This is a genomic window from Pseudomonas sp. (assembly GCF_028293835.1).
GTDB lineage: Bacteria > Pseudomonadota > Gammaproteobacteria > Pseudomonadales > Pseudomonadaceae > Aquipseudomonas.
On record NZ_JAQGNX010000165.1, the window covers coordinates 15,150 to 38,208 of the forward strand.

The 23,059-nt window shown below is 56.5% G+C and carries 22 protein-coding genes; 7 read left to right on the top strand and 15 right to left on the bottom strand.

The features are described from left to right. Positions 1-12: 12 nt before the first annotated feature. From JWR17_RS22135 to JWR17_RS22175, 9 genes are all read right to left on the bottom strand, one after another. Positions 13-1,923, bottom strand: coding sequence for an ATP-binding protein (locus JWR17_RS22135; protein ID WP_299834836.1), 1,911 nt, complete (start codon positions 1,921-1,923; stop codon positions 13-15). A 66-nt stretch (positions 1,924-1,989) separates the two neighbouring features. After that, a complete protein-coding gene (locus JWR17_RS22140) occupies positions 1,990-2,724 on the bottom strand; it encodes an amino acid ABC transporter ATP-binding protein (protein ID WP_299834837.1) in 735 nt (244 codons plus the stop codon). Continuing rightward, positions 2,721-3,389, bottom strand: coding sequence for an ABC transporter permease subunit (locus JWR17_RS22145; protein ID WP_299834887.1), 669 nt, complete (start codon positions 3,387-3,389; stop codon positions 2,721-2,723). The genes JWR17_RS22140 and JWR17_RS22145 overlap by 4 nt, the downstream gene beginning before the upstream one ends. Beyond that, positions 3,386-4,132 carry an amino acid ABC transporter permease gene (locus JWR17_RS22150; RefSeq protein ID WP_299834839.1) on the bottom strand — a complete coding sequence of 249 codons (747 nt, stop codon included), beginning with the start codon at positions 4,130-4,132 and terminating at the stop codon, positions 3,386-3,388. The genes JWR17_RS22145 and JWR17_RS22150 overlap by 4 nt, the downstream gene beginning before the upstream one ends. 65 nt (positions 4,133-4,197) lie before the next feature. Then, positions 4,198-5,112 (bottom strand): glutamate/aspartate ABC transporter substrate-binding protein, encoded by a 915-nt coding sequence (locus tag JWR17_RS22155; protein ID WP_299834841.1) that lies wholly within the window; start codon positions 5,110-5,112, stop codon positions 4,198-4,200. A 317-nt stretch (positions 5,113-5,429) separates the two neighbouring features. Continuing rightward, on the bottom strand, positions 5,430-6,968 hold the full coding sequence (glpD, locus tag JWR17_RS22160) for a glycerol-3-phosphate dehydrogenase (RefSeq protein ID WP_299834842.1): 1,539 nt from the start codon (positions 6,966-6,968) through the stop codon (positions 5,430-5,432). A gap of 287 nt (positions 6,969-7,255) precedes the next feature. Continuing rightward, complete coding sequence (locus JWR17_RS22165) at positions 7,256-8,011, bottom strand: DeoR/GlpR family transcriptional regulator (protein WP_299834844.1); 756 nt, start codon at positions 8,009-8,011, stop codon at positions 7,256-7,258. Between the two features lie 105 nt (positions 8,012-8,116). Next, a complete protein-coding gene (gene glpK, locus JWR17_RS22170) occupies positions 8,117-9,625 on the bottom strand; it encodes a glycerol kinase GlpK (RefSeq protein WP_299834846.1) in 1,509 nt (502 codons plus the stop codon). Between the two features lie 30 nt (positions 9,626-9,655). Continuing rightward, the gene (locus JWR17_RS22175; RefSeq protein WP_299834848.1) at positions 9,656-10,525 is read right to left on the bottom strand and encodes an MIP/aquaporin family protein; all 870 of its coding nucleotides are present in this window, start codon (positions 10,523-10,525) and stop codon (positions 9,656-9,658) included. Positions 10,526-10,911: 386 nt separating this feature from the next. Between JWR17_RS22175 and ybaK the strand changes: the two genes are divergently transcribed. Both ybaK and JWR17_RS22185 read left to right on the top strand, forming a co-directional pair. Beyond that, a complete protein-coding gene (gene ybaK / locus JWR17_RS22180; protein ID WP_299834850.1) occupies positions 10,912-11,382 on the top strand; it encodes a Cys-tRNA(Pro) deacylase in 471 nt (156 codons plus the stop codon). A gap of 105 nt (positions 11,383-11,487) precedes the next feature. Beyond that, positions 11,488-12,270, top strand: a complete 783-nt coding sequence (locus tag JWR17_RS22185; RefSeq protein ID WP_299834852.1) for a PhzF family phenazine biosynthesis protein — start codon at positions 11,488-11,490, stop codon at positions 12,268-12,270. A 102-nt stretch (positions 12,271-12,372) separates the two neighbouring features. Here the strand turns inward: JWR17_RS22185 and JWR17_RS22190 are convergent, their stop codons facing one another. Both JWR17_RS22190 and argF read right to left on the bottom strand, forming a co-directional pair. Further along, on the bottom strand, positions 12,373-13,425 hold the full coding sequence (locus JWR17_RS22190; protein WP_299834854.1) for an ABC transporter ATP-binding protein: 1,053 nt from the start codon (positions 13,423-13,425) through the stop codon (positions 12,373-12,375). After that, positions 13,422-14,342, bottom strand: coding sequence for an ornithine carbamoyltransferase (gene argF / locus JWR17_RS22195; RefSeq protein ID WP_299834856.1), 921 nt, complete (start codon positions 14,340-14,342; stop codon positions 13,422-13,424). The genes JWR17_RS22190 and argF overlap by 4 nt, the downstream gene beginning before the upstream one ends. Positions 14,343-14,676: 334 nt before the next feature. Between argF and JWR17_RS22200 the strand changes: the two genes are divergently transcribed. From JWR17_RS22200 to grxD, 3 genes are all read left to right on the top strand, one after another. Beyond that, positions 14,677-14,967 carry a hypothetical protein gene (locus JWR17_RS22200; protein WP_299834858.1) on the top strand — a complete coding sequence of 97 codons (291 nt, stop codon included), beginning with the start codon at positions 14,677-14,679 and terminating at the stop codon, positions 14,965-14,967. A gap of 129 nt (positions 14,968-15,096) precedes the next feature. After that, positions 15,097-17,205, top strand: a complete 2,109-nt coding sequence (locus JWR17_RS22205) for a molybdopterin oxidoreductase family protein (protein WP_299834860.1) — start codon at positions 15,097-15,099, stop codon at positions 17,203-17,205. Positions 17,206-17,320: 115 nt separating this feature from the next. After that, positions 17,321-17,662 carry a Grx4 family monothiol glutaredoxin gene (gene grxD / locus JWR17_RS22210; protein WP_299834862.1) on the top strand — a complete coding sequence of 114 codons (342 nt, stop codon included), beginning with the start codon at positions 17,321-17,323 and terminating at the stop codon, positions 17,660-17,662. 149 nt (positions 17,663-17,811) lie between these two features. On the opposite strand, the gene bfr is transcribed toward grxD, so the two are convergent. The 4 genes from bfr to pyrC form a co-directional block, all read right to left on the bottom strand. Next, positions 17,812-18,282 (bottom strand): bacterioferritin, encoded by a 471-nt coding sequence (bfr, locus tag JWR17_RS22215; protein WP_299834863.1) that lies wholly within the window; start codon positions 18,280-18,282, stop codon positions 17,812-17,814. A 198-nt stretch (positions 18,283-18,480) separates the two neighbouring features. Then, a complete protein-coding gene (locus tag JWR17_RS22220) occupies positions 18,481-18,699 on the bottom strand; it encodes a bacterioferritin-associated ferredoxin (protein WP_299834865.1) in 219 nt (72 codons plus the stop codon). A gap of 191 nt (positions 18,700-18,890) precedes the next feature. Continuing rightward, positions 18,891-19,568: a ribonuclease T gene (gene rnt / locus JWR17_RS22225; protein WP_299834866.1), complete on the bottom strand. Its 678-nt coding sequence runs from the start codon at positions 19,566-19,568 to the stop codon at positions 18,891-18,893. Next, a complete protein-coding gene (gene pyrC, locus JWR17_RS22230) occupies positions 19,565-20,611 on the bottom strand; it encodes a dihydroorotase (protein WP_299834868.1) in 1,047 nt (348 codons plus the stop codon). Before pyrC ends, rnt begins: the two co-directional genes overlap by 4 nt. A 128-nt stretch (positions 20,612-20,739) precedes the next feature. Here pyrC and JWR17_RS22235 point away from each other — a divergent pair, with 128 nt between their 5' ends. Beyond that, the gene (locus JWR17_RS22235; RefSeq protein ID WP_299834869.1) at positions 20,740-21,645 is read left to right on the top strand and encodes an OmpA family protein; all 906 of its coding nucleotides are present in this window, start codon (positions 20,740-20,742) and stop codon (positions 21,643-21,645) included. A gap of 129 nt (positions 21,646-21,774) precedes the next feature. Next, on the top strand, positions 21,775-22,992 hold the full coding sequence (locus JWR17_RS22240; RefSeq protein ID WP_299834870.1) for an argininosuccinate synthase: 1,218 nt from the start codon (positions 21,775-21,777) through the stop codon (positions 22,990-22,992). Positions 22,993-23,059: the final 67 nt, after the last annotated feature.

A 23,059-nucleotide genomic window follows, 5' to 3' on the forward strand; every position in this document is an offset into this window, starting at 1 on the left:
TTGCAGGACTATTCATAGCAGTTCGGCTCCACAAGACTCGGGTGCGTTAAGCAATGGCAGGCACAGGATAAAAGCGGTACCGCCGCCAGGCGGATGCTCCGCGCCGAGTGTGCCGCCGGCCGCCGCGGCAAGGCTGGCGGACAGGGTCAATCCAAGCCCGAGGCCGTGATCGCCCGGCTTGGTGGTGAAGAAGGGTTCGAACAAATGCTTGCGCGCTTCGGAGTCAATGCCATGACCGTTGTCCCGCACGTATAGACGGTATCGGCCGTCAGCCATTTCGCCCTGCAGCCATAATTCCGGCAGTGGCTGTGCGTGCATGGCGTCCAGTGCGTTGCCGATGAGATTGACCAGGATTTGCTCAAGCCGGGTCTGGTCAATCTTCAACGCCACATTGTCGAACTGCTCGTGTAATTGCAGATCGAAATTCTCCAGGCGTCCGTTGAGGACCTGCAGTGCAGCCGCCACTGCCAACCCCAGCGATGCCTGGCCTTGATCATCGCCACGGCGGGCGAAGGCACGCAGGCTGGCAGTGATGCGGCCCATGCGATCTACCAAGTCATTGATGGTCCGCAGATTGGTGCTGGCGGTGTCAAGCGCGCCCCGCTCGATGAAGCGCACGGTGTTGCCGGACAAGGTGCGCAGGGCGGCCAATGGTTGGTTCAACTCATGGGCAATGCTGGTAGACATCTGGCCGATGGCCGCCAATTTGCCCGCCTGGACCAGTTCATCCTGAGCCCGGCGCAACGTGTCCTCAGCCTGGCGTCGTTCGCGAATCTGGCCTTTCAGGCGTTCGTTGCTGGCCCGCAAGTCTGCCGTGCGCTCGGTGATTTTACGTTCCAGTTCGTCGTTGGCGGCTTGCAATGCTTCCCGGGCGGCGAGCCGGGTCGAGAGCACCTTGCGCCGCTCGTTCCAGGCAATCAACAGAAACGCCACCAGCGCGCAGACCACCGCCACCAACATGCCTTGGCGGGCGGCTTCGCTGCGTAATTCTTCCAGCGGCGTGAGCAGGGTCAAGTGCCAAGGGGTGTCGGTAAGCTGGGTACTCTGCGCCAGATAGCTGACCTGAGTATGGTCGTGATCGACGCTGCTGTTGGCGGGATAGGTCAGTTTTTCCACGCCCTCGGCCAGTGGCTCACGGGCCAGGGGCACCAGTTCGTTCAGCGGCCACCAGTAATATTGCAGACTGCGGGCAAGACGCTCTTTGATTTCAGGGGTTAATGGTCGAACCGATTTAAGCCGGCGTGCCGGATCGCTCGACAAAATAATGATGCCGTTTTCGTCGGTCACATAGGCTTCCAGCCGCGCGCGTTGCCAGCGCTCCTCGAGGGCTTCGAGGCGCACCTTGATCACCGCCACGCCGATGATTCTGCCGTTCTCTTCAAGACCATGGGCCAGGTAATAACCCGGCTCACCGGTGGTGGTGCCAATCCCATAGAAGCGCCCAGGCTGACCGCGCACGGCGTCTTGGAAATACGCGCGAAACGATAGGTCTTCGCCCAGGTAACTATCAGCGTCGCGCCAATTACTAGTGGCCAATACGCGGCCCGTGGTATCGAGCACGTAGATCGCCCGGCTGCGGCTGCGGCGGTTAAGCCCTTCCAGGTAATTGTTGACGTTCTGCCGCAACTCCGGCGTAGGGTCGTTCAACAGCCGCGACACATTGGCTTCGAGTTCGAGCACGCTCGGCAGGTAGGTGTAGCGGTTGATCTCGCTTTCTACCGTGCGGGCGTGGAGTTCCAGTTGACGCTGGCCGTTTTCGCTCAGCGCCTTGACGCCGTTGCGTTCGCTGACCAGATAGCTGACGTAACCCAACGCGACCATCAACAAGACAATCAGCGGGGGGATGAACAGATGGCGTATCAGGCGGGGTTTCACGGCAAGTGATGGCGGGGGCGCGCGATAGGATTCGGGGTCGCATTTCATCACAGTCGTCCGGGACCGGCCAGCGTCCGTGCCGCAATCGATGCGGGCACGGACAGCCGGCATTGCTTAGTGCTGCAAGATCTTGGCAAGGAATTGCTGAGCGCGCTCTGAACGGGCGGTCACATCACCAAAAAACTCTTCTTTTTCGCAGTCTTCGACAATCGAACCCTGGTCCATGAAAATCACCCGATTCGCTACTTTGCGGGCGAAACCCATTTCGTGGGTCACGCACATCATGGTCATGCCTTCGTGGGCCAGTTGCACCATGACGTCGAGGACTTCGTTGACCATTTCCGGGTCAAGGGCCGAGGTCGGTTCGTCGAACAACATCACCACCGGGTCCATCGCCAATGCGCGGGCAATTGCCACGCGCTGCTGCTGGCCGCCGGACAATTGCCCCGGATGCTTGTTGGCATGAGCCGACAGGCCGACCCGTTCCAGCAGTTGCAGGCCTTTTTGAGTGGCCTCGTCCTTGCTACGACCCAGGACCTTGATCTGCGCGATGGTCAGGTTTTCTACGATGGACAGGTGCGGAAACAGCTCGAAATGCTGGAACACCATGCCGACCCGGGAGCGCAGTTTTGGCAAGTTAGTCTTCGGGTCGGCAATCGAGGTACCGTCGACAATCACGTCGCCCTTCTGAAATGGTTCCAGTGCGTTGACGCACTTGATCAAGGTCGATTTACCGGAACCCGAGGGGCCGCAAACCACCACCACTTCACCTTTTTTGACTTCGGTGCTGCAATCGGTGAGCACCTGAAAGTCGCCATACCACTTGTTGATATTTTTGATGGAAATCATACGGCGAACCTTTTTTGCAGACGCTTCACCAGTTGAGAGGCGGCAAAGCTGATCACGAAATACACCAGACCGGCGAAGATCAGGAACTCATTGGAGCGGCCAATGATGTCGCCACTGGAGCGCGAGGCGTTAAGGAAATCCACTAGGCCTACGGTGTAAACCAGCGAGGTGTCCTGGAACAAAATGATGCTCTGCTGCAACAGCAGCGGAGTCATCTTGCGAAACGCCTGGGGCAGGATGATCAAGCGCATCATCTGCCAGTAGTTCATCCCCAACGCCTGGGCTGCGCCCATCTGCCCTTTGGGAATGGCTTGAACCCCGGCCCGTACGATTTCGCAAAAGTACGCGGCCTCGAACATCATGAACGCCACCAGACACGAGGTGAACGCGCCGATGGGCGTGTCTTCGCCGGTTATCCAGCGCAGCACGAAAGGCACTGCCAGATAGAACCAGGTGATCACCAGTAGCAGCGGGATCGAGCGGAAATAGTTCACGTACGCGCCGGCGAACCGCGCCAGCAGCGTGCTGGACGACAACCGCATCAGCGCCAGGATTGTGCCCAGGGCAACGCCGCCCACAACCCCGAGCACCATCAGTTGCAGGGTCGTGATCATGCCGTTCCACATGCCGGGAAGGGCGGGAATAATTCCAGTGAAGTCCATTATTTACCCCCCAGGGATATCAACCCAGGCACTGCGACTTTCTTCTCGATCAGGCGCATCAGCAACATCAGGCTCATGTTCAAGGTGAAGTAGATCAGGGTGGCCAGGGTGAACGCTTCAAACAGGTTGGCGGAGAACTCGGCGGTTTGCTTGGTTTGCGCGAGCAACTCCATCAGGCCGATCAGCGAGGCTACGGACGAGTTTTTGAAGACGTTGAGAAATTCCGAGGTGAGCGGTGGAATAATGATCCGGTACGCTTGGGGAAGCAGCACATTCCAGTAGATCTGCGGCAGGGTGAACCCCATGGCGCGGGCGGCCGATTCCTGACCACGCGGCAACGCCTGAATCCCGGTGCGCACTTGTTCGCAAACCCGGGCAGCGGTAAACAGACCCAGGCAAACCACCACGCTGAGAAAGGCCGACGTCGTTGGGTTCAAGTCCTGCTTGTACCATTCCTGCAGGTGGGCAGGCAGTAGGTCCGGCACCAGGAAGTACCAGATAAACAGTTGCACCAGCAGCGGAACGTTACGGAAAATTTCCACGTAAACCGTGGCAATGCCCGATACCCAACGGTTCGGCACAGTGCGCATCACACCGAGCACGGAGCCCAGCAGTAACGCGACGATCCAGGCGGCGACGGCAATGGCGATAGTCCAGCCAAGACCGGTCAAATACCAGTCCAGATAGATTTCATTGCCGATACCGGTGGACTTGAGGAATACGCCCCAGTCCCAGTTGTAATTCATTGAGGTTTCCCCTCCGTCAGACAGGAGGACGCGTTGGCGTCCTCCTGTAATGGATCAGCCAGTGCTTAGATTTTTACGTCTGGAGCTGGCTGGTCGGTAGGGGTGGCGATCAATGCTTTCAGTTGGTCGCTCATCGGGAACATCAGATTCAGACCCTTGGGCGGGATCGGCTGAGTGAACCACTTGTTGTAGATGGTGTTGATTTCGCCAGACGCGTAGGTGGCCCTGATGGCGTCATCCACGGCTTTCTTGAACGGCGCGTCTTCTTTGCGGACCATGCAACCGTAGATTTCGTAGGATTGCGGAGTACCGGTTACCGCCCAGTCAGCCGGGGCCCTGGCTTTAGCCATTTCGCCTGCGAGCAACGCGTCATCCATCATGAACGCGACGGCACGGCCGGACTCCAGCATCTGGAACGATTCGCCATGGTCTTTGGCCGAGATAACGTTCATGCCCATTTGTTTGTCAGCGTTCATCGCTTTAAGGATGCGCTCGGAGGTGGTGCCCGCCGTGGTCACGACGTTCTTGCCTTTAAGGTCAGCGAAGTCCTTGTAGGCGGAATCTTTTTTCGACAGCAGGCGGGTGCCGATTTCGAAGATACCCACCGAGAAATCCACCTGTTGGCCGCGCTCGGCGTTATTGGTGGTCGAGCCGCATTCGACGTCAACCGTGCCGTTTTGTACCAGGGGAATACGGGTTTGCGACGTGACCAGGTTGTACTTGACCTTCAGGTCCGGCATGTCCAGGTCTTTCTTGATGGCTTCAACGATTTTCAGCTGGATGTCGTGGGAGTAGCCAACCGGGACGCCGGAAGCATCCGCGATGTAGGAAAACGGGATTGAACTGTCACGGTGTCCGAGGGTGATAGTGCCGGACTCCTTGATTTTCTTCAGTGTGCCAGTGAGCTCGGCAGCGAAAACTGGAGTGCTGATCAGAGCGGCAGCGATTGCTGCGCCCAGCAGATGGGGAACGATGCGCATCGGTTAATCCTCGGCTTTGTTTTTTTTATGGGACCGTCATGGCGGTCCGCTCAATCAGCGAATGCCTTTACGGCGGCCCAATCAGGCGCACGCTACGATCAATGCATTCGATCCAGTGCATAGAGCATGACTCATGCCAAGCTGGCTAATCTGCATAACCATATGATTTATATAGAGTTTATATTCTATCTTTGGCGGGATTTGAAAACGTGCGTCCGGTATGCCGAATCAGTGGCTACCGGGCGTTCGGAAAGCCGAACGACCAAGAGGCATGCCAGCCTTCCCATTGCGAGAAGGCTGGAGGCTGTTACAAAGGTTTAGGCTGCTTCAATGCTGCTTTTATGGCGAGCGACAGTATTGAGGTAGTCCTGCACGCGCTGATGTTCTTGCGCAGTGGTGAACAACCCCAGTTTGCTGCGACGCCACAGAATGTCCTCTGCGCTCAAGGCCCATTCTTCGCTGCACAGGTAATCGACCTCGCGGGTATACAGGCCGCCGCCGAGGTGCTCACCCATGTCGGCAAGGCTTTGTACGCCATCGACCAGGCGCCAGCTACGGCTGCCGTAAGTACGAGCCCAGCGGCGAGCGACTTCAGTGGGTAACCAATCAAAACGTGTTCTTAACTCGCTGGTCAGCGCATGTGGCGAGGTCATGTCTTCGCCGCCTGGCAAACTGGCAGTGGCCGTCCAGTTTGGTTTCATCTGTGGGAAGAACGGAGCGAGCTGCGCCATGGCCGATTCAGCCAATTTGCGATAGGTGGTGAGCTTGCCGCCAAACACCGAAAGAATCGGTGCTTCCTCGGCACTGCCCGACAGCGACAAGGTGTAGTCGCGGGTAATCGCCGACGGATTATCGGACTCGTCATTGCACAGCGGTCGAACGCCGGAGTAAGTGCGCAGAATATCGCTGCGGTTGAGCTGCTTTTTAAAATGCTCGTTGACCACGTTAAGGAGGTATTCCGTCTCACCTTCGGTGATCGACACCTTGCCTGGATCGCCCTGATATTCGCGGTCGGTGGTGCCGATGATGGTGAAGCGGTCCAGGTATGGAATAGTGAAAACGATACGTTGATCTTCGTTCTGCAGGATGAACGCATTGTCGCCTTCGTATAGGCGGGGCACGATTAAGTGGCTGCCCTGAATGAGGCGGATGCCGTATTGCGACTCGAGTTTCAGGTCATCACGAATGAACTTGGCCACCCACGGGCCTGCAGCGTTGACCAGCGCCTTGGCACGAATAGAAAACAGGCTGCCATTGGCGCGCTGCATGTTCAGGTGCCACACGCCGTTGCTGCGATGTGCATTGATGCAGCGCGTTTGGGTATGAACATGTGCGCCGCTTTCCCGGGCAGCCATGGCATTAAGGACAACCAAACGTGCGTCATCAACCCAGCAATCCGAATATTCGAAGCCGCGTGTAATGCTGGCCTTGAGTGGGCTGTCGTTGCCAAAGCGCAGGGTGCGTGACGCGGGCAGTTTTTCCCGCTTGCCCAAATGGTCATACATGAACAGGCCCACGCGGATCATCCACGCCGGACGCAGATGTGGGCGGTGGGGCAGTACGAAGCGCATGGGCTTGACAATGTGCGGAGCTTTGGCCAACAGCACTTCGCGTTCGGCCAGCGCCTCGCGCACCAAACGAAATTCGTAATGTTCCAGGTAACGCAGGCCGCCATGAATCAACTTGCTGCTGGCCGATGAGGTGTGGCTGGCAAGATCATCTTTTTCGCACAGGAACACTGACAAACCGCGGCCGGCTGCGTCGGCGGCAATCCCGACGCCATTGATGCCACCGCCAATCACAGCAATGTCATAAACCTCGGAAAGCGGTGGCACAGGCAAGGAAGAAGTGGGCATCTGGCGGCCTCTTGGATCGGCGAATTCGAACATTTATGTTCAATTTCGAAAATAATAGCGCAATAAAGAGGCGACTTCCAGTGGGAAGCTATTGAAAATACTGATGAGAAAGGCGGGAAAAGAACAAAAGTGAACATTCAGCTGCAGGGGCCAACGCATTGGCAAGGGGGTCCATCAGGTCAACTGCGTCCAGCCCCTCGCCTGTAGGAGCCAACTTGTTGGCGAGGCGGTTCATCAGGTAAACCGCGTCGAGCCATCGCCAACACGTTGCTACAGGACGGCAGTGTTCACACTATCTCTAACCGAATCTTGTGCTGCGTCAGCAAGTGCATCAGCGCGGGGACCGGGGCGTGGTCGGTTACCAGGCAGTCAATCAGGCTGATCGGTCCGAGGCGAACCATGGCGTTGCGTCCGAATTTGCTAGAGTCGGCGGCTAATATGACCTGGCGAGCGTTGGCGATGATCGCTTGGGAAACACGCACTTCTTGATAGTCGAAATCCAACAGGCTGCCGTCTTCATCGATCCCGCTGATGCCGACCAAGGCGAAATCCACTTTGAACTGGTTGATAAAATCGACACTGGCCTGGCCAACCACACCGCCGTCGCGACGAACATTCCCGCCCGCTAACAACACCTCAAAGTCGTCCTTGGCACTGAGGATCGACGCGACGTGCAGGTTATTGGTGATGATTTTCAGGTTGTTGTGATTCAACAACGCGCGGGCGATGGATTCGGTGGTGGTGCCGATGTTGATGAACAGCGAGGCGTGATCCGGTATTTGCGAAGCAATCGCTTCGGCGATGCGTTGTTTCTCATCGCGCATTTGGTCCGCGCGCATGGCGTAGGCCGTGTTCTCGATGCTTGAGTCATAGGCTGCGCCGCCGTGGTAACGGCGCAACAGGTTCATTTCCGCCAGTTGATTGATATCGCGGCGGATCGTTTGTGGGGTCACGACAAACAGCTGAGCCATTTCTTCGATGCTGACGTAACCGCGTTCGCGTACCAGTTCGAGGATTTGCTGCTGGCGGGGAGGCAGATTCATTATTTTGATTTTCCTGTCTGGCTGCCTGTAAATGGCGTCCATGATGCCGCAGGCAACTACTGCCTGTCAGCCGGAAACTCGTGCTGCTCCCCGTACAGCTATGGATCAGTCGGCGTTTTCTTCGTGTGGCTCCCAGTCGCGGGTGCGGCTCACCGCTTTCTGCCAGCCCGCATAAAGCTTCTCTTTGTCAGCGTCAGCGAGCTGAGGCTGAAATTCCCGTTCGATGACTGCCTTGTTGCGCAACTCATCGAGGCTGCCCCAGAAGCCTATCGCCAGGCCGGCCAGATAGGCGGCACCCAGCGCGGTGGTTTCGCGCATTTGTGGGCGTTCCACCGTCGTGCCCAAAATGTCTGCCTGGAACTGCATCAAAAAGTTATTGGCGACCGCGCCGCCGTCCACGCGCAAGGACTTCAGGCGCTCGCCGGAGTCCTGCTGCATGGCATCGAGGACGTCACGTGTCTGATAGGCAATGGATTCCAGCGCTGCGCGAATGATGTGATCGACTTTGACCCCACGAGTCAGGCCGAACAGTGCGCCCCGTGCATACGGGTCCCAGTAGGGCGCACCCAGGCCAGTAAACGCAGGCACTAGATAGACGCCATGGCTGTCTTTAACCTTGCCGGCAAAGTATTCGGTGTCGAGTGCATCATTAATTAATTTCAGCTCGTCTCGCAGCCACTGGATCGTCGACCCGCCATTGAATACCGCGCCCTCCAGCGCATAGGCCACTTCGCCACGTGGACCGCAGGCGATGGTGGTAAGCATGCCGTGGGCCGACTGCACGGCTTTTTTACCGGTGTTCATCAGCAGGAAGCAACCGGTGCCGTAGGTATTTTTAGCCTGGCCAGGTTCCACGCACATTTGTCCGAACAAGGCGGCCTGTTGATCACCGGCAATGCCGGCAATCGGGATGCCGCTTTTGCTGTGGCCGTACACTTCCGAGGAGGAGCGAACTTCAGGCAGCATCTCCCGAGGGATATCCAGCACCTGCAACATCTTTTCATCCCACTCCAGGGTATGGATGTTGAAAAGCAGGGTGCGCGAGGCATTGGTGTAATCGGTGACGTGCACCTTGCCGCCAGTAAACTTCCAGATCAGCCAGCTATCAATGGTGCCAAACAACAGTTCGCCTTTGCGCGCGCGTTCGCGGCTGCCCTCAACCTGGTCGAGAATCCACTTCAGCTTGGTGCCGGAAAAGTACGGGTCAATGACCAATCCTGTCGTTGCGCGGATGTAGTCTTCGTGCCCGTCACGTTTGAGTTGCTGACAGATTTCAGTGCTGCGACGGCATTGCCAGACGATAGCGTTATACACCGGGCGGCCGGTATCGCGTTCCCATACCACCGTGGTTTCACGTTGGTTGGTGATGCCGATAGCGGCGATTTGGTCATGGTGCAGATCTGCCTGGGCCAGTGCCTTAGTCATGCAGGCGGTCTGGGTGGCAAAAATTTCCATGGGGTCATGTTCGACCCAGCCCGGTTGCGGGTAATGCTGGGTGAATTCACTCTGCGCGGTACTGATCACGTTGGCATCGCGGTCGAAAATCATCGCCCGTGAGCTGGTTGTGCCTTGATCAAGAGCAATGATGTAATTCTTATTCTTTGAGTCAGTCATGTCGATTGCCTTGCACTAATGAGTGAGTTTTCAAAAACTGGCTGGAACGTTGTTCACTACTGCTTTGGACACCTGTTGTTTTCCAGCGACGGGCGCGCTGGGAAGGTGCCGTGCGATCAACCCACGATAACCTGCTGCGCCCAGGCATGCGCCGAGGATGGGGGCAACTATCGGTATTAAGAAATACGGAATTTCCCTGCCACCGGTTAAGGCCATCGAGCCCCACCCCGCGAAGAATGTCATCAGTTTAGGCCCGAAATCCCGAGCCGGGTTCATGGCGAATCCGGTTAGCGGCCCCATGGATGCGCCGATTATCGCAACCAACAGGCCGATCAGTAGCGGCGCCAGTGGTCCTTTCGGCAGGCCGTTATTATCGTCGGTCAGGGACATGATCACGCACATCAGGATGGCCGTAATAACCAGCTCCACCAGAAAGGCTTGGCCTGTGGAAATAGCGGAATTGGGATACGTCGAAAAGATTGAAGCCAGTTCCAGGCTCGCCTGGCTGCCTCGAATCATGTGATGGGCGTGTTCGAAATCGAAGAACAGGCTGACGTAAAGTCCGTAGACCAATGCGGCGGCACAGAGCGCGCCCGCCACCTGCGCCACGATATAGAACGGCAATTTTCTTTTTGCGAAGTCGCCGAATATACACAACGCGATACTCACAGCGGGATTCAGGTGAGCGCCAGAAACGCCAGCAGTCAAATAGATCCCCATGCTGACCGCCAGGCCCCAGATTATGCAGATTTCCCACAAGCCAAGGCTGGCGCCTGCGACCTTGAGCGCTGCAACACAACCGGTGCCAAAAAATATCATCAGCGCGGTGCCCATAAATTCGGCGATGCACTGCCCGGTCAGCGTCGGTTGTAAATGCGGTGGCTGATTAGCCGTGGTCATGCAATTCCCCTTATTTTTGTTTTTGAACACTGCCGAACAATCAGCTGCATTCAATTTTTTTACCCTGAAACGAGAAACCCCATCTCCTCTCAGGTTACGAACTTTGACCAGAGGAAATTTGATTTATTCGTTATCGAAAAAATATAGACATTAAAGAACTCTGTCAAAGGTCGAAAGTGAACCTGGTGATTTTAGTGATTGGCCGTTGCGGTTGCGCTTCGGATTCCGTTGTAGGAATGGTTTTGTTGTTGTTTTTTGATCGTATGACGATGCTGCCGCACTGATCCAGCCACAGTCGGAGCATCGCGGTGAATGGGGAGTATTCGTGGTAGATGTCTTAAACTATCGCCACATTCTCAACGGCCAGTGACCTAGCGGAGAGCTGCATGACACCTGCATTGGATTTGTTGAAAAAAGTTCGAGCGGAACATCGTATTCACAGTTACGAACATGATCCGAAAGCTGCGTCCTATGGGTTAGAGGCGGCGGAAAAGCTTGGATTGGAGCCCGCGCGGGTGTTCAAGACCCTGTTGGCAGCCACTGAGAAAGGCGAATTGCTGGTGGCCGTGGTTCCCGTTGCGGGCACCCTGGATCTCAAAGCATTGGCCCACGCCGCTGGTGCGAAAAAAACCGAAATGGCTGACCCTGCTGCGGCTCAACGCGCCACTGGGTATTTGCTGGGAGGCATCAGCCCGCTGGGCCAGAAAAAGCGCCTGCGAACGTTTATTGATCATTCAGCGCAGCCGTTTTCCACGATCTTCGTCAGCGCAGGCCGCCGCGGTCTTGAGGTTGAACTCTCTGCCGCCGTGCTGGCCGAACACACCCAGGCGACGTTTTCGGAAATAGGCCGCCCATAAACACTTTATTGTTGTTAAACCTCCCTTCTGTGACTGGCGATACACTCAGTTGAAGTGCATGCTTCGTTTCAAATAATGACTCGAACACAGCAGGGATGTGCCCGTATGCAGCTTGAATATCATCAGGTAGACGCGTTCAGCGAGCGGCCTTTCGGCGGCAACCCGGCCATGGTTTATCGGCTCGACAGTTGGTTGGCTGACGAGTTGATGCAACACATCGCGGCTGAACACAATTTGGCAGAAACGGCCTTCCTGGTGCGTGAAGCCCAGGGCTGGCACATCCGCTGGTTCACCCCGACCACAGAGGTACCGCTGTGTGGTCATGCGACGTTGGCCAGCGCGCATGTGTTGTTTGAGATCTATAACGAACCGTCCGATCGCATCGACTTCATTGGCAAGACAGGGGCGCTGAGTGTTACCCGTGAAAACGACCGTTTGGTGCTGGACTTCCCGGCAATGGTGCCCACCAGTTCAGCGGTGACCATCGAACTGGAACGCGCGCTTGGCGTGGATATCGTCAACGTTTACGGCTCAGTCGAGCTGATGGTGATACTTGAGTCCGAACAGGCCGTACGTGAATGCAAGCCAGACATGGCCGCTTTGGCCCGGCTGCCTTGGCCCGGGGTGATCGTAACCGCAAGGGGCGAGCAATATGATTTTGTCTCACGCTATTTCGCGCCGGGCATAGGTGTCGCTGAAGACCCTGTAACCGGTTCAACCCACTGCTCGCTGATTCCTTACTGGTCGGGCCGGCTCGGTAAACTCAGCCTGACGGCCTATCAATGTTCGGCCCGAGGCGGTGAGTTGTTTTGCCGTCTCGAAGGCGACCGGGTCAAAATCGGCGGCCATGCAAGGCTGGTGGCGAGCGGGACATTGTTGCTGGGGTGAATGCTTGCGGGAATTCAATCTGTAGCCGACTTGTTGCGAGGCGGGCGAGGCGGTACGCCTGGAACATACCCGGTGGTGCTTATATCGCCAACAAGTTGGCTTCTACCGTGGCTTCGGGTTCGCTTTAAACACCACCACGGCCTGCTCTTTCACCCGAACCCCGACCTCTTCACCGGGCTGGTGATTGGCGTGGCTCGGGAACAGCGCTTCTAACGGACTACCCGAAGGCAGTCGTAACCGATACAGCGTCGACGACCCCTGGAAGGTTCTGCTCATCACCGTCGCCTTCACCTGGCTGTCCGGCGCATAAACGATACCGTCGGGACGCAGTAGTACGTCTACGGCCGTGCCCTGGGGAAATGTGCTGTTTGCGCCCAGGACACCCAGTTCGGTTTGCACCGATGCCGCATCAATAACCTGACCTCGAACGAAAAATCCCTGACCGATAAAGCTCGCGACAAAGGGCGTCAACGGCGCGTGGTAGAGATTGTAGGGCGTGTCCCATTGCTCGAGACGGCCTTCCTTGAACACGCCGACTTGATCGCTGACGGCGAAGGCTTCTTCCTGATCATGAGTCACCAGAATCGCACTGGTGCCACGTACCTTGAGAATGTCGCGAACTTCACCGCTGAGGCGTCTGCGCAATTCTCCGTCGAGGTTGGAGAAGGGCTCATCAAGCAACAATAGCTGTGGTTCCGGTGCAAGCGCTCGGGCCAGGGCAACCCGTTGCTGTTGACCGCCTGACAGCTCATGGGGGAAACGTGTGCCCAGTGTGCCCAGGCCGACCAGTTCGAGTAATTCGCTTGTCACCCGTTTGAGGTGCGGATGGTTTCGTATGCCAAAACCGACGTTATCCGCCACGCTCAGATGGGGAAACAGCGCGTAATCCTGGAATACCATGCCGATTCGGCGCTTCTCAGGCGCTAGCGTAAACCCGGCGCGGGAAATAATGTCACCGTGAAGGCTGATTTCGCCTTCAAGCAGTGGTTCAAAGCCGGCGATGGCACGCAGCGTGGTGGTCTTGCCGCATCCGGAAGAGCCCAGCAGGCAACCGATGTCGCCCGCGTTAAGTTGCAGATCAAGCTGCTGCACCACGGGTTGATCCTGATACCCACACGCCAGGTTGCGCAGGCTCAGCAGAGCGGGTTGATTCATGCGCTGCGGTAGGCCGGTTCAACCAGAAACTCAAGCAGCGCTTTTTGCGCGTGCAGGCGATTTTCGGCCTGGTCCCAAGGTACCGCACGTGGGTCGTCGAGCAGGTCGAGACTGATCTCTTCGCCACGGTGCGCCGGTAAACAATGCATAAACAGCACATCTTTGTCCGCAAGATCCAGCAATTGGCGGGTCACCTGGTACGGTGCGAACAGGGCCAGACGCTTGGCGGTTTCTTCTTCCTGGCCCATGGACGTCCAGACGTCAGTGCTGACGAGATGGGCGCCGCTGACCGCTTGTTTTGGATCGCGGACAACGCTGACACGATCCCCGGCCAGGGCCAAAAATGCCGGGCTGGGTTCGAAACCCTCGGGGCATGCGACACGCAGTTGGAAATCAAATTTGATTGCCGCTTCTATATAGCTGTTGCACATGTTGTTGCCATCGCCGATCCAGGCCACGGTTTTGCCTTGAATCGAGCCGCGATGCTCCAGGAAGGTTTGCATGTCAGCCAGCAGTTGGCATGGGTGCAGATCATCGGACAGACCGTTGATCACCGGGACGCTGGAATGGGCGGCAAATTCGACCAGATTGCTATGGGCAAATGTACGAATCATCACGGCGTCGACCATGCGTGACATAACGCGAGCGCCGTCACCGATAGGCTCGCCTCGTCCCAGTTGGGTGTCGCGCGGGGACAAAAAGATTGCCTGACCGCCCAGCTGGATCATGCCGGCTTCAAACGAAACACGTGTCCGAGTCGAAGATTTCTCGAAGATCATTCCGAGAACCCGGTTTTTCAAGGGCTCGAAGAGTACGCCGCGATTTCGCAGGTCCTTCAGCTCTATGCCGCGACGAATTACGCTGCCTAGCTCTTCTGGCGTGTAATCCATCATCGAGAGAAAGTGCCTTGCGCTCATCATTAACTACCTTTTTGCAACAGACCGCAGATACTCAAAGCCGGGTTTTATCGGGAAAACGGGCGAGACCTGCGGCGAAAGCCGCACGGGGCGACGAATAGGGAAGGCGCGATGGTATAAGCAAATGTCGCGTATTGCCAATAGCGAGCCAACTTCAACAACTTGGGCGTAGTTGTACACTGTGCTCCCGCGCATTGGCAATTCGTACCAATCTTGTAACGGTGACAAACCGTTACCTGATACAGACCGCACTTTTGCCCGCTGCAGACCATTTCTTAATTTGCGGCGCTGGGTTATAAAGGTCGCTTGCTTAACGTGCGGGGCGGACTGGCGAATGGATTCTAAAGAACAGCAATTAACGGAACTACTCGGGCTTACTGCCCGCACGCTGACGCACCTCACCGCATCGATGACCTCCATGTCTTTCGAATTGCTGCGCAGCAAGGACGAAGTCACCCGCATGGCCGGCAAGCACATGATTGATCGCATGGCGACCATCAGTGCGGGTCTGGATGAGCATTGGCGTTTGATCGGTGAGCTGACAGGCGTACATATTGCTCAAGAGCAGATCGAAACCATCCATGAAGTGCAGATGACGCTGAAAACGGTCGTGCCCATCGGCTAATCGACCGGCATCTGCCTGCCTGATGCCATCCGATTCACATGACAAACGTCTCTGGCGTAGTCGTCCTCCAAACGCCATAGTTTTGTTTCCGCGATCGCTGAGATCGTTCATGACAAAATGAGGCTGGCGATGACCAAGACTCTCCACCACCGTGCCTGCCACCTGTGTGAAGCCATCTGCGGGCTGACCATCGAAACCACCGATGAAGAGGGTGTAGGTACCCGGATCACCTCAATCAAAGGTGATGCCCTGGACAGCTTCAGTCGTGGCCATATCTGCCCTAAAGCGGTGGCGCTGCAAGACATTCAAAACGACCCTGATCGCCTCAGGCAGCCGATGCTCAGAGTGGGTACGCAATGGCAACCCATCGAGTGGCAAGCTGCGTTTGACCTGGCGGCCGAGCGCTTGTTTTCCATACAGCAGCGTCAGGGCCAAAACGCGGTGGCGGTTTATCAAGGCAACCCCAGCGTGCATAACTACGGGTTGATGACCCACAGCAATTACTTCCTCGGATTATTGAAAACCCGCAACCGCTATTCTGCGACCTCGGTTGACCAACTGCCCCATCACCTGACCAGCTTTTTGATGTACGGCCACGGCCTACTGTTGCCGATCCCTGACATCGACCACACGGACTTCATGTTGATCCTGGGCGGCAATCCTCTCGCCTCTAACGGCAGCATCATGACGGTCCCCGATGTAGAGAAACGCTTGAAAGCGATTCAGGCGCGGGGCGGTAAAGTAGTGGTCGTGGACCCTCGTCGCAGCGAAACCGCAGCCATTGCCGATCAGCATCTGTTTGTACGTCCCGGCGGTGACGCCGCGTTACTGTTCGGCTTGCTCAACACCTTGTTCGAAGAGCATTTGACCCGTACCAGCCACTTGCCGGTGGATGGGCTGGAGGAGGTGCGCCACTCTATCAAGCATTTGAATGCCGAAGCGATGAGCCCGCGGTGCGGAGTGCCCGCAGAACACATTCGCCAGTTGGCCCGGGACTTCGCCGCAGCCGACAAAGCGGTTTGCTACGGGCGGATGGGCATCTCCACCCAGGCTTTCGGCACGCTGTGCCATTGGCTGGTGCAATTGATCAACCTGGTAACAGGTAATCTTGACCGGGTGGGCGGAGCGCTGTGCACCGAACCCGCAGTGGACCTGGTGGCCTCGACCTCGGGCGGGCATTTCAATCGCTGGCAAAGTCGCGTGTCGGGACTACCTGAATACGCCGGGGAGTTGCCGGTTTCAGCCCTGGCCGAAGAAATGCTGAGCCAGGGGGAAGGGCAGGTCCGCGCGTTGATCACTGTGGCGGGCAATCCGGTGCTGTCGACGCCCAACGGGCGCATGTTGGAACGAGCCCTCGAAGGCTTGGAGTTCATGCTCAGCATTGACCTGTACATCAACGAAACCACGCGTTTTGCCGACCTTATTCTGCCTTCCACTTCAGCGCTGGAAAATGACCATTACGACACCACCTTCAACATGTTCGCCGTGCGCAACGTCACTCGTTTTAACCGCGCCATTCTAGAAAAGCCGAAGGGCGCTTTACACGATTGGGAAATTTTTGTCGGCTTGGCCCAGGCGTTTGCCGCCAAAGCCGAACGAGAGCTGAAACCTACCATCGCGCCGTCACAGATGATTGATCGTGGCTTACGTGCTGGGCTGTATGGCGATGCTTCAGACTACAAGCTGTCCGTGGAGCTGCTGCGTGATTACCCCCACGGCCTGGATTTGGGCGCGCTTAAGCCGAATCTCCAGCCGCGTCTGAAAACCGCCAACCTACGCATTCAGGCGGCGCCGGAGGTCATCCTTGCTGACCTTGCCCGATTCGCGGCGGTGGAGGTGCCTCAAGCCGGGGAACTGCTATTGATCGGTCGTCGGCATGTACGGAGCAATAATTCCTGGATGCACAATTACCACCGACTGGTGAAAGGTAAGCCGCGCCATCAATTACTTATGCATCCCGATGACCTGACTAGCCGCGGGCTGAGCGATGGGCAATGGGTTCGCGTAAGTTCCCGGGTGGGCATGGTTGAAGTGCAGGTCGTAGGCAGTCTGGAGATGATGCCCGGCGTGGTCAGCCTACCCCATGGATGGGGCCATGGGCGCCCCGGCGTGCAGATGGAAATTGCGGGAAATCAGCCGGGCGTCAGTGCCAATGACTTGACCGATGAGCGTCAATTAGACAGGCTGTCTGGTAACGCCGCGCTGAATGGCGTACCGGTGCAGGTCGCCGCAGCGTGAGTTTCATTAGTCAATGGTCGATAGCCAGGGGAGAGTCCGAGCGTGTTACTCGGGTTTGGGCTACAATGCGCGACCGTGCCGACATCTGAGTCGGAAAGTTTAGCCGAGGTGTTCCATGGATATCATCGAAACGATTAAAGAGCAGATCAACGCCAACACCGTTCTGCTTTACATGAAAGGCTCTCCAAATGCGCCACAGTGTGGTTTTTCGGCAAAAGCTTCCCAGGCATTGATGGCATGTGGCGAAAAGTTCGCTTATGTCGACATCCTGCAGAACCCCGAAATTCGTGCAAACCTGCCTAAATATGCCAATTGGCCAACCTTCCCGCAGCTGTGGGTCGGTGGTGAGCTGGTTGGCGGTAGCGACATTATTACTGAGTTGTTCGCCAGTGGCGATTTGCAGACCCAGATCAAGGACGCAACCGCAAAAGCAGCCGCTGAAAAAGCCGACGCTTGATTGCGGGTGTCAGCCTGCCGCGATTGCGGGCAGGTTCGTTTGCAAGCGGTTTGAAACGGTGTAACCGATGCGCCGTTCTCAGCCAGCAGACCTGAAAAAGCCCCGTTCTCCATGGAAAGCGGGGCTTTTTCAATGGGGCGACAGCTGAATCAGTCGCCCATCTGCGATTGCAGGTAGTTTTCAATACCGACTTTATCGATCAGGCCCAGTTGTGTTTCCAGCCAGTCGATGTGCTCTTCTTCCGACTCAAGAATGTCTTCCAGCAGCTCACGGCTGCCAAAATCGCCGACGACTTCAAAGTGCTTGATGGCGTCTTTAAGGTCGACCAAGGCTTTCTGTTCGATCTTAAGGTCGCACTCGATCATTTCTTTGGTGTGCTCACCGATCAGGATTTTGCCCAGGTCCTGGAGGTTGGGCAGACCTTCCAGGAACAAAATCCGTTTGATCAGTTTGTCGGCGTGCTTCATCTCGTCGATGGATTCGTGATACTCGTGTTCGCCGAGCTTTTTCAAGCCCCAATCCTGGTACATGCGGGCGTGCAAGAAATATTGATTGATTGCGACCAGCTCGTTTCCGAGGATCTTGTTGAGATGCTGGATGACTGTGATGTCGCCTTTCATTTTGACTGCCTGCCGTTGGCTCTCTAGATAAGCCACAAGTCTGAGCCGCGTTATTACCTCTGTCAAACCTAAGTTGTTGAATAATATATAGATTAAATACAAATAAGAATGTTTGAGTTCCGCATCTTAGCCCTAAGCGCTTGAATTACAGGCATAAAAAAACCGGACGCGAGGTCCGGTTCTTTAAACTAAACAGAGTCAGGCAACTGAAAATTCTGCGGGATAGCCCATCCCTGCCTGGCTGCTTTGCAGTTCCGTCAGCGTGTCACGCACGATTTCCTTGGCGAACGTGGCGCATTTTCCACATTTGCTGGCAACACCCAATGTTTGGCGGACGTCGCGGTAACTGCAGCAACCTTCCAGAATCGCGTCCCGGATTTGCCCATCAGTCACACCTTGGCAGAGGCATACATACATAAGTGAGAACCGTCGTTGGTTGTGGCTCAATGCAGCGGATACTAATGTTAATGAGAATGCTTGTCAAAACAACTTTCATTGAGATGTCGTGTTAATTCATTCCAGCGACGGACGGGCTACCTGCACGCAGGCAGAAATCTGGGCGTAAAAAAACCGGCCATACGGCCGGTTTATTCTGAACGCGACCCTTATCAGTCGTTGAAATCTTCCCAGCCACCCATCTGTTTCCAGCGGTTGACGATGCCGCAGAACAGCTCTGCGGTCTTTTCAGTGTCGTAGCGCGCTGAGTGAGCTTCGCGGCCATCGAAATCGATGTCAGCGGCCTGGCAGGCCTTGGCCAATACAGTTTGGCCGTAAGCCAGGCCAGCAAGGGTCGCGGTGTCAAAACTGGAGAAGGGGTGAAACGGGTTACGCTTCATGTCCATCCGCGCAACGGCCGCATTCAAAAAACCCAGGTCGAAGCTGGCGTTATGACCGACCAGAATGGCCCGCTTGCAGCCATTGGCTTTCAATGCTTTGCGCACCCCGCGGAAAATATCCGTCAGCGCCACCTCTTCACTCACGGCCATGCGCAGAGGGTGATCAAGTTTAATGCCGGTGAACTCTAGCGCTGCGGCTTCAACATTAGCGCCTTCGAACGGTTCTACGCGAAAGAAATACGTGTGTTCAGGGAATACGAAACCTTTTTCGTCCATGCCGATAGTTACAGCGGCAATTTCCAGCAGAGCGTCGGTGGCCGAGTTGAATCCGCCGGTTTCTACGTCGATAACGACCGGCAGATAGCCGCGGAAGCGGGCCGCCATCGGGTGCCTGGAGCCCCCTCCGCCGCCATGGCCTTCCTGTTCGTCGTCGAAATGATCTTCGCTCACGCGTGTTCCTCCAGCAGGCGCCAGCGCAGTTTTTCACCGGCGCGCAGCGGAATTACGGACAGCTCGCCAAATGGCAGGCTGGTGGGTGCGGTCCATTCATCACGGACCAGCGTTATGGTGTCGCGGTTGGTTGCAAGGCCGTAAAACGCCGGGCCGTGAACACTGGCGAAACCTTCCAGCTTGTCTAGCGCATCACGGGTTTCAAACGCCTCGGCGTAGAGTTCGATCGCCGCGTACGCGGTGTAGCAACCGGCGCAGCCGCACGCTGCTTCTTTAGCATGCTGGGCGTGGGGTGCAGAATCGGTACCGAGGAAGAACTTGGTGCTGCCACTGGTGGCGGCGTCGAGCAATGCTTCCTGGTGAGTATTGCGCTTGAGAACCGGCAAGCAATAAAGGTGTGGACGAATGCCGCCGACCAACATGTGGTTGCGGTTATAAAGCAGGTGATGGGCGGTAATGGTTGCGCCAACGTTGGCTGAGGCTTCGTTGACGAACTGAACTGCTTCGCGCGTCGTGATGTGCTCGAAGACCACTTTCAATGTTGGGAAGCGCTCTACGACGCGCCGCAGATGCTCCGCAATGAAGGTTTTTTCGCGGTCAAACACATCGATTTCGCCACGTGTCACTTCGCCGTGGACCAGAAGTGGCAAGCCAACCTCGGCCATGGCTTCAAGGGCAGGGAAAATTTTGTCGATGCTGGTGACGCCTGAATCGGAGTTGGTGGTCGCTCCGGCCGGGTACAGTTTTGCGGCATGGACGAAGCCGCAGGCCTTTGCCGCATGAATATCTTGCGGTTGTGTCAGGTCAGTCAGATAAAGCACCATCAACGGCTCAAAGCGGCTACCGGCCGGGCGTGCAGCGAGGATGCGCTGGCGATAGGCGTCAGCCTCCCGGGCATTGCGAACCGGCGGAACCAGGTTAGGCATGATGATGGCGCGGCCAAAAGTACGCGCAACGTCAGCAACGGTGTGAGGCAAAACAGCTCCATCGCGCAAATGGATGTGCCAGTCGTCGGGACGTAGAAGGGTCAGGCGGTCAGACATTGGGGATTCCAGGCGGGTCAAACTCGCTGGGAATCCTACCGGAAAACACTCTTCCAGGCACTCGCTATCAAGTTTTCCCAGAACTAACCGATAGCCAGACGTATGCAGTATTTCTAGTGGAGCCTCCCGTGCGCCAGCGTTATTTAGCCTTGCTTAGCGTGTTTGCCAGTTTGCCGGCGGTGGCTATCACTTTCCAGACGCGTCTGGAAAGCATCGAATGGAAAGTCGAAGGTGATAAATTCGAATGTCGCCTGACCCAACCCATCACTGATTTCGGTGCGGGTGAATTCGTTCGTCGTGCGGGCGAGCAAGCCACTTTCCGTCTGAAAGCCAACGGAGGGGTACTGACCCCTGGTTCGGCCACGCTGCTGGCGGCGGCGGCACCCTGGCAGCCCGGCCGAGGCGACATCAACCTCGGCGCGGTGCGGGTAAACAATGGTGCGGTTCCGTTCAATACCTCCCAAGGGCAGGCGGGACGTCTGCTGGCAGGTCTGCTGGAAGGCCGCAGTCCGCTGATCCGCCATCAAAGCGAGGAAGGAAATCTGCTGGAAGTACGTTTGCTGCCTGTCAGGTTTAACAAAGCATTCGTCGATTACCAAGCCTGCACCGCCAAGCTATTGCCCAAAAACTATGAACAGGTCAGGCAAGCGCAAGTGGGATTTCCCGCTGGTGATGCCGAGCTTGATGCGCAAGCGCGCGCCAAGCTGCAGGTCATTGCTGACTTCCTGAAGGCCGACCCGACGGTGAATCACATTGAACTCGATGGCCATTCCGACAACAGCGGCAATCGATTGACCAACCGCGATATGTCCAGGCGCCGAGCGCTGGCTGTAATGGATTTCTTCAAGGCGCAAGGTGTTCCCGAGAAAGAAATCGTCATGCGCTTCCATGGCGAACGCTACCCGCTGGCTCCAAACACCAATGCGGCCAATCGCTCCCGTAACCGGCGCGTCAGCGTGCAACTCGAACGGTTGCCGCCGGTTGACAAGATACCTGCGGTCGTAACAGCGGGATCGGCTGCATCAACGTCGTAATCGGCTGCGATTGTTGGTTCGGTCGACATTAACTGTCGCTTGGTCGTCACAAGCTGTCGCGCCTCTGTAAAGCCATGGGTTTGAGCGGTAGAATCCTCCGCTTTCCGTACAACCCGGTGGAGTGATGGCATGGCGGATGTAAACAAGGTAGTTCTCGCGTATTCGGGTGGCCTGGATACTTCGGTAATCCTGAAATGGCTGCAGGATACCTATAACTGCGAAGTAGTGACGTTCACCGCTGACCTGGGTCAAGGCGAAGAAGTCGAGCCGGCACGCCTCAAGGCACAAGCCATGGGCGTCAAAGAAATCTACATTGATGACCTGCGCGAAGAATTCGTGCGTGACTTCGTGTTCCCGATGTTCCGCGCCAATACGGTCTACGAAGGCGAGTACCTGTTGGGTACGTCCATTGCGCGTCCTTTGATCGCCAAGCGTCTGATCGAAATCGCCAATGAAACCGGCGCTGATGCCATTTCCCATGGCGCGACCGGTAAAGGCAACGATCAAGTCCGTTTTGAATTGGGTGCTTACGCGCTTAAACCAGGCGTCAAAGTAATTGCTCCGTGGCGCGAGTGGGACTTGCTGTCGCGGGAAAAACTGATGGATTACGCCGAGAAGCACAACATCCCGATCGAGCGCCACGGTAACAAAAAATCGCCATACTCCATGGACGCCAACTTGCTGCACATCTCCTATGAAGGCGGCGTGCTGGAAGACACCTGGACTGAGCACGAAGAAAGCATGTGGCGTTGGACCAAGTCGCCAGAGGACGCGCCGAACGTTGCTACTTACCTTGAGCTGACTTACCGCAACGGCGATATCGTCGCGCTGGACGACGTTGAAATGTCCCCTGCGACCGTCTTGGCTGAGCTGAACCGTATCGGCGGCGAAAATGGCATTGGCCGTCTGGACATCGTCGAGAACCGCTACGTTGGCATGAAGTCCCGCGGCTGCTACGAGACCCCGGGCGGCACCATCATGTTGCGCGCTCACCGCGCTATTGAATCCATCACCCTGGACCGCGAAGTCGCTCATCTCAAAGATGAGCTGATGCCCAAATACGCCAGCTTGATCTACACCGGCTACTGGTGGAGCCCTGAGCGGCTAATGCTGCAACAGATGATCGATGCGTCACAAGCACACGTGAACGGCGTCGTACGTCTGAAGTTGTATAAAGGCAACGTGATCGTTACTGGTCGCAAATCGGATGAGTCTTTGTTCGACGCCAACATCGCAACCTTTGAAGAGGACGGTGGTGCTTACAACCAGGCCGATGCAGCCGGCTTCATCAAGTTAAATGCGTTACGCATGCGCATCGCGGCCAATAAAGGCCGCAAGCTGTTCTGATAAATCGTTGTCTTTGCTGTGCCCTACGGGGCGCATCAAGGACTGCCATAGTGCGTGCGGTTTTGAT

What these genes read in the sequence shown, in the direction of transcription:
- JWR17_RS22155 (WP_299834841.1), bottom strand. Translation starts at nt 5,112, where the DNA reads ATGCGCATCGTTCCCCATCTGCTGGGCGCAGCAATCGCTGCCGCTCTG.
- JWR17_RS22135 (WP_299834836.1), bottom strand. Translation starts at nt 1,923, where the DNA reads ATGAAATGCGACCCCGAATCCTATCGCGCGCCCCCGCCATCACTTGCC.
- JWR17_RS22175 (WP_299834848.1), bottom strand. Translation starts at nt 10,525, where the DNA reads ATGACCACGGCTAATCAGCCACCGCATTTACAACCGACGCTGACCGGG.
- JWR17_RS22150 (WP_299834839.1), bottom strand. Translation starts at nt 4,132, where the DNA reads ATGAATTACAACTGGGACTGGGGCGTATTCCTCAAGTCCACCGGTATC.
- JWR17_RS22190 (WP_299834854.1), bottom strand. Translation starts at nt 13,425, where the DNA reads ATGAATCAACCCGCTCTGCTGAGCCTGCGCAACCTGGCGTGTGGGTAT.
- glpK (WP_299834846.1), bottom strand. Translation starts at nt 9,625, where the DNA reads ATGACTGACTCAAAGAATAAGAATTACATCATTGCTCTTGATCAAGGC.
- glpD (WP_299834842.1), bottom strand. Translation starts at nt 6,968, where the DNA reads ATGCCCACTTCTTCCTTGCCTGTGCCACCGCTTTCCGAGGTTTATGAC.
- argF (WP_299834856.1), bottom strand. Translation starts at nt 14,342, where the DNA reads ATGAGCGCAAGGCACTTTCTCTCGATGATGGATTACACGCCAGAAGAG.
- JWR17_RS22185 (WP_299834852.1), top strand. Translation starts at nt 11,488, where the DNA reads ATGCAGCTTGAATATCATCAGGTAGACGCGTTCAGCGAGCGGCCTTTC.
- bfr (WP_299834863.1), bottom strand. Translation starts at nt 18,282, where the DNA reads ATGAAAGGCGACATCACAGTCATCCAGCATCTCAACAAGATCCTCGGA.
- ybaK (WP_299834850.1), top strand. Translation starts at nt 10,912, where the DNA reads ATGACACCTGCATTGGATTTGTTGAAAAAAGTTCGAGCGGAACATCGT.
- JWR17_RS22165 (WP_299834844.1), bottom strand. Translation starts at nt 8,011, where the DNA reads ATGAATCTGCCTCCCCGCCAGCAGCAAATCCTCGAACTGGTACGCGAA.
- JWR17_RS22220 (WP_299834865.1), bottom strand. Translation starts at nt 18,699, where the DNA reads ATGTATGTATGCCTCTGCCAAGGTGTGACTGATGGGCAAATCCGGGAC.
- JWR17_RS22240 (WP_299834870.1), top strand. Translation starts at nt 21,775, where the DNA reads ATGGCGGATGTAAACAAGGTAGTTCTCGCGTATTCGGGTGGCCTGGAT.
- JWR17_RS22140 (WP_299834837.1), bottom strand. Translation starts at nt 2,724, where the DNA reads ATGATTTCCATCAAAAATATCAACAAGTGGTATGGCGACTTTCAGGTG.
- JWR17_RS22200 (WP_299834858.1), top strand. Translation starts at nt 14,677, where the DNA reads ATGGATTCTAAAGAACAGCAATTAACGGAACTACTCGGGCTTACTGCC.
- grxD (WP_299834862.1), top strand. Translation starts at nt 17,321, where the DNA reads ATGGATATCATCGAAACGATTAAAGAGCAGATCAACGCCAACACCGTT.
- JWR17_RS22205 (WP_299834860.1), top strand. Translation starts at nt 15,097, where the DNA reads ATGACCAAGACTCTCCACCACCGTGCCTGCCACCTGTGTGAAGCCATC.
- pyrC (WP_299834868.1), bottom strand. Translation starts at nt 20,611, where the DNA reads ATGTCTGACCGCCTGACCCTTCTACGTCCCGACGACTGGCACATCCAT.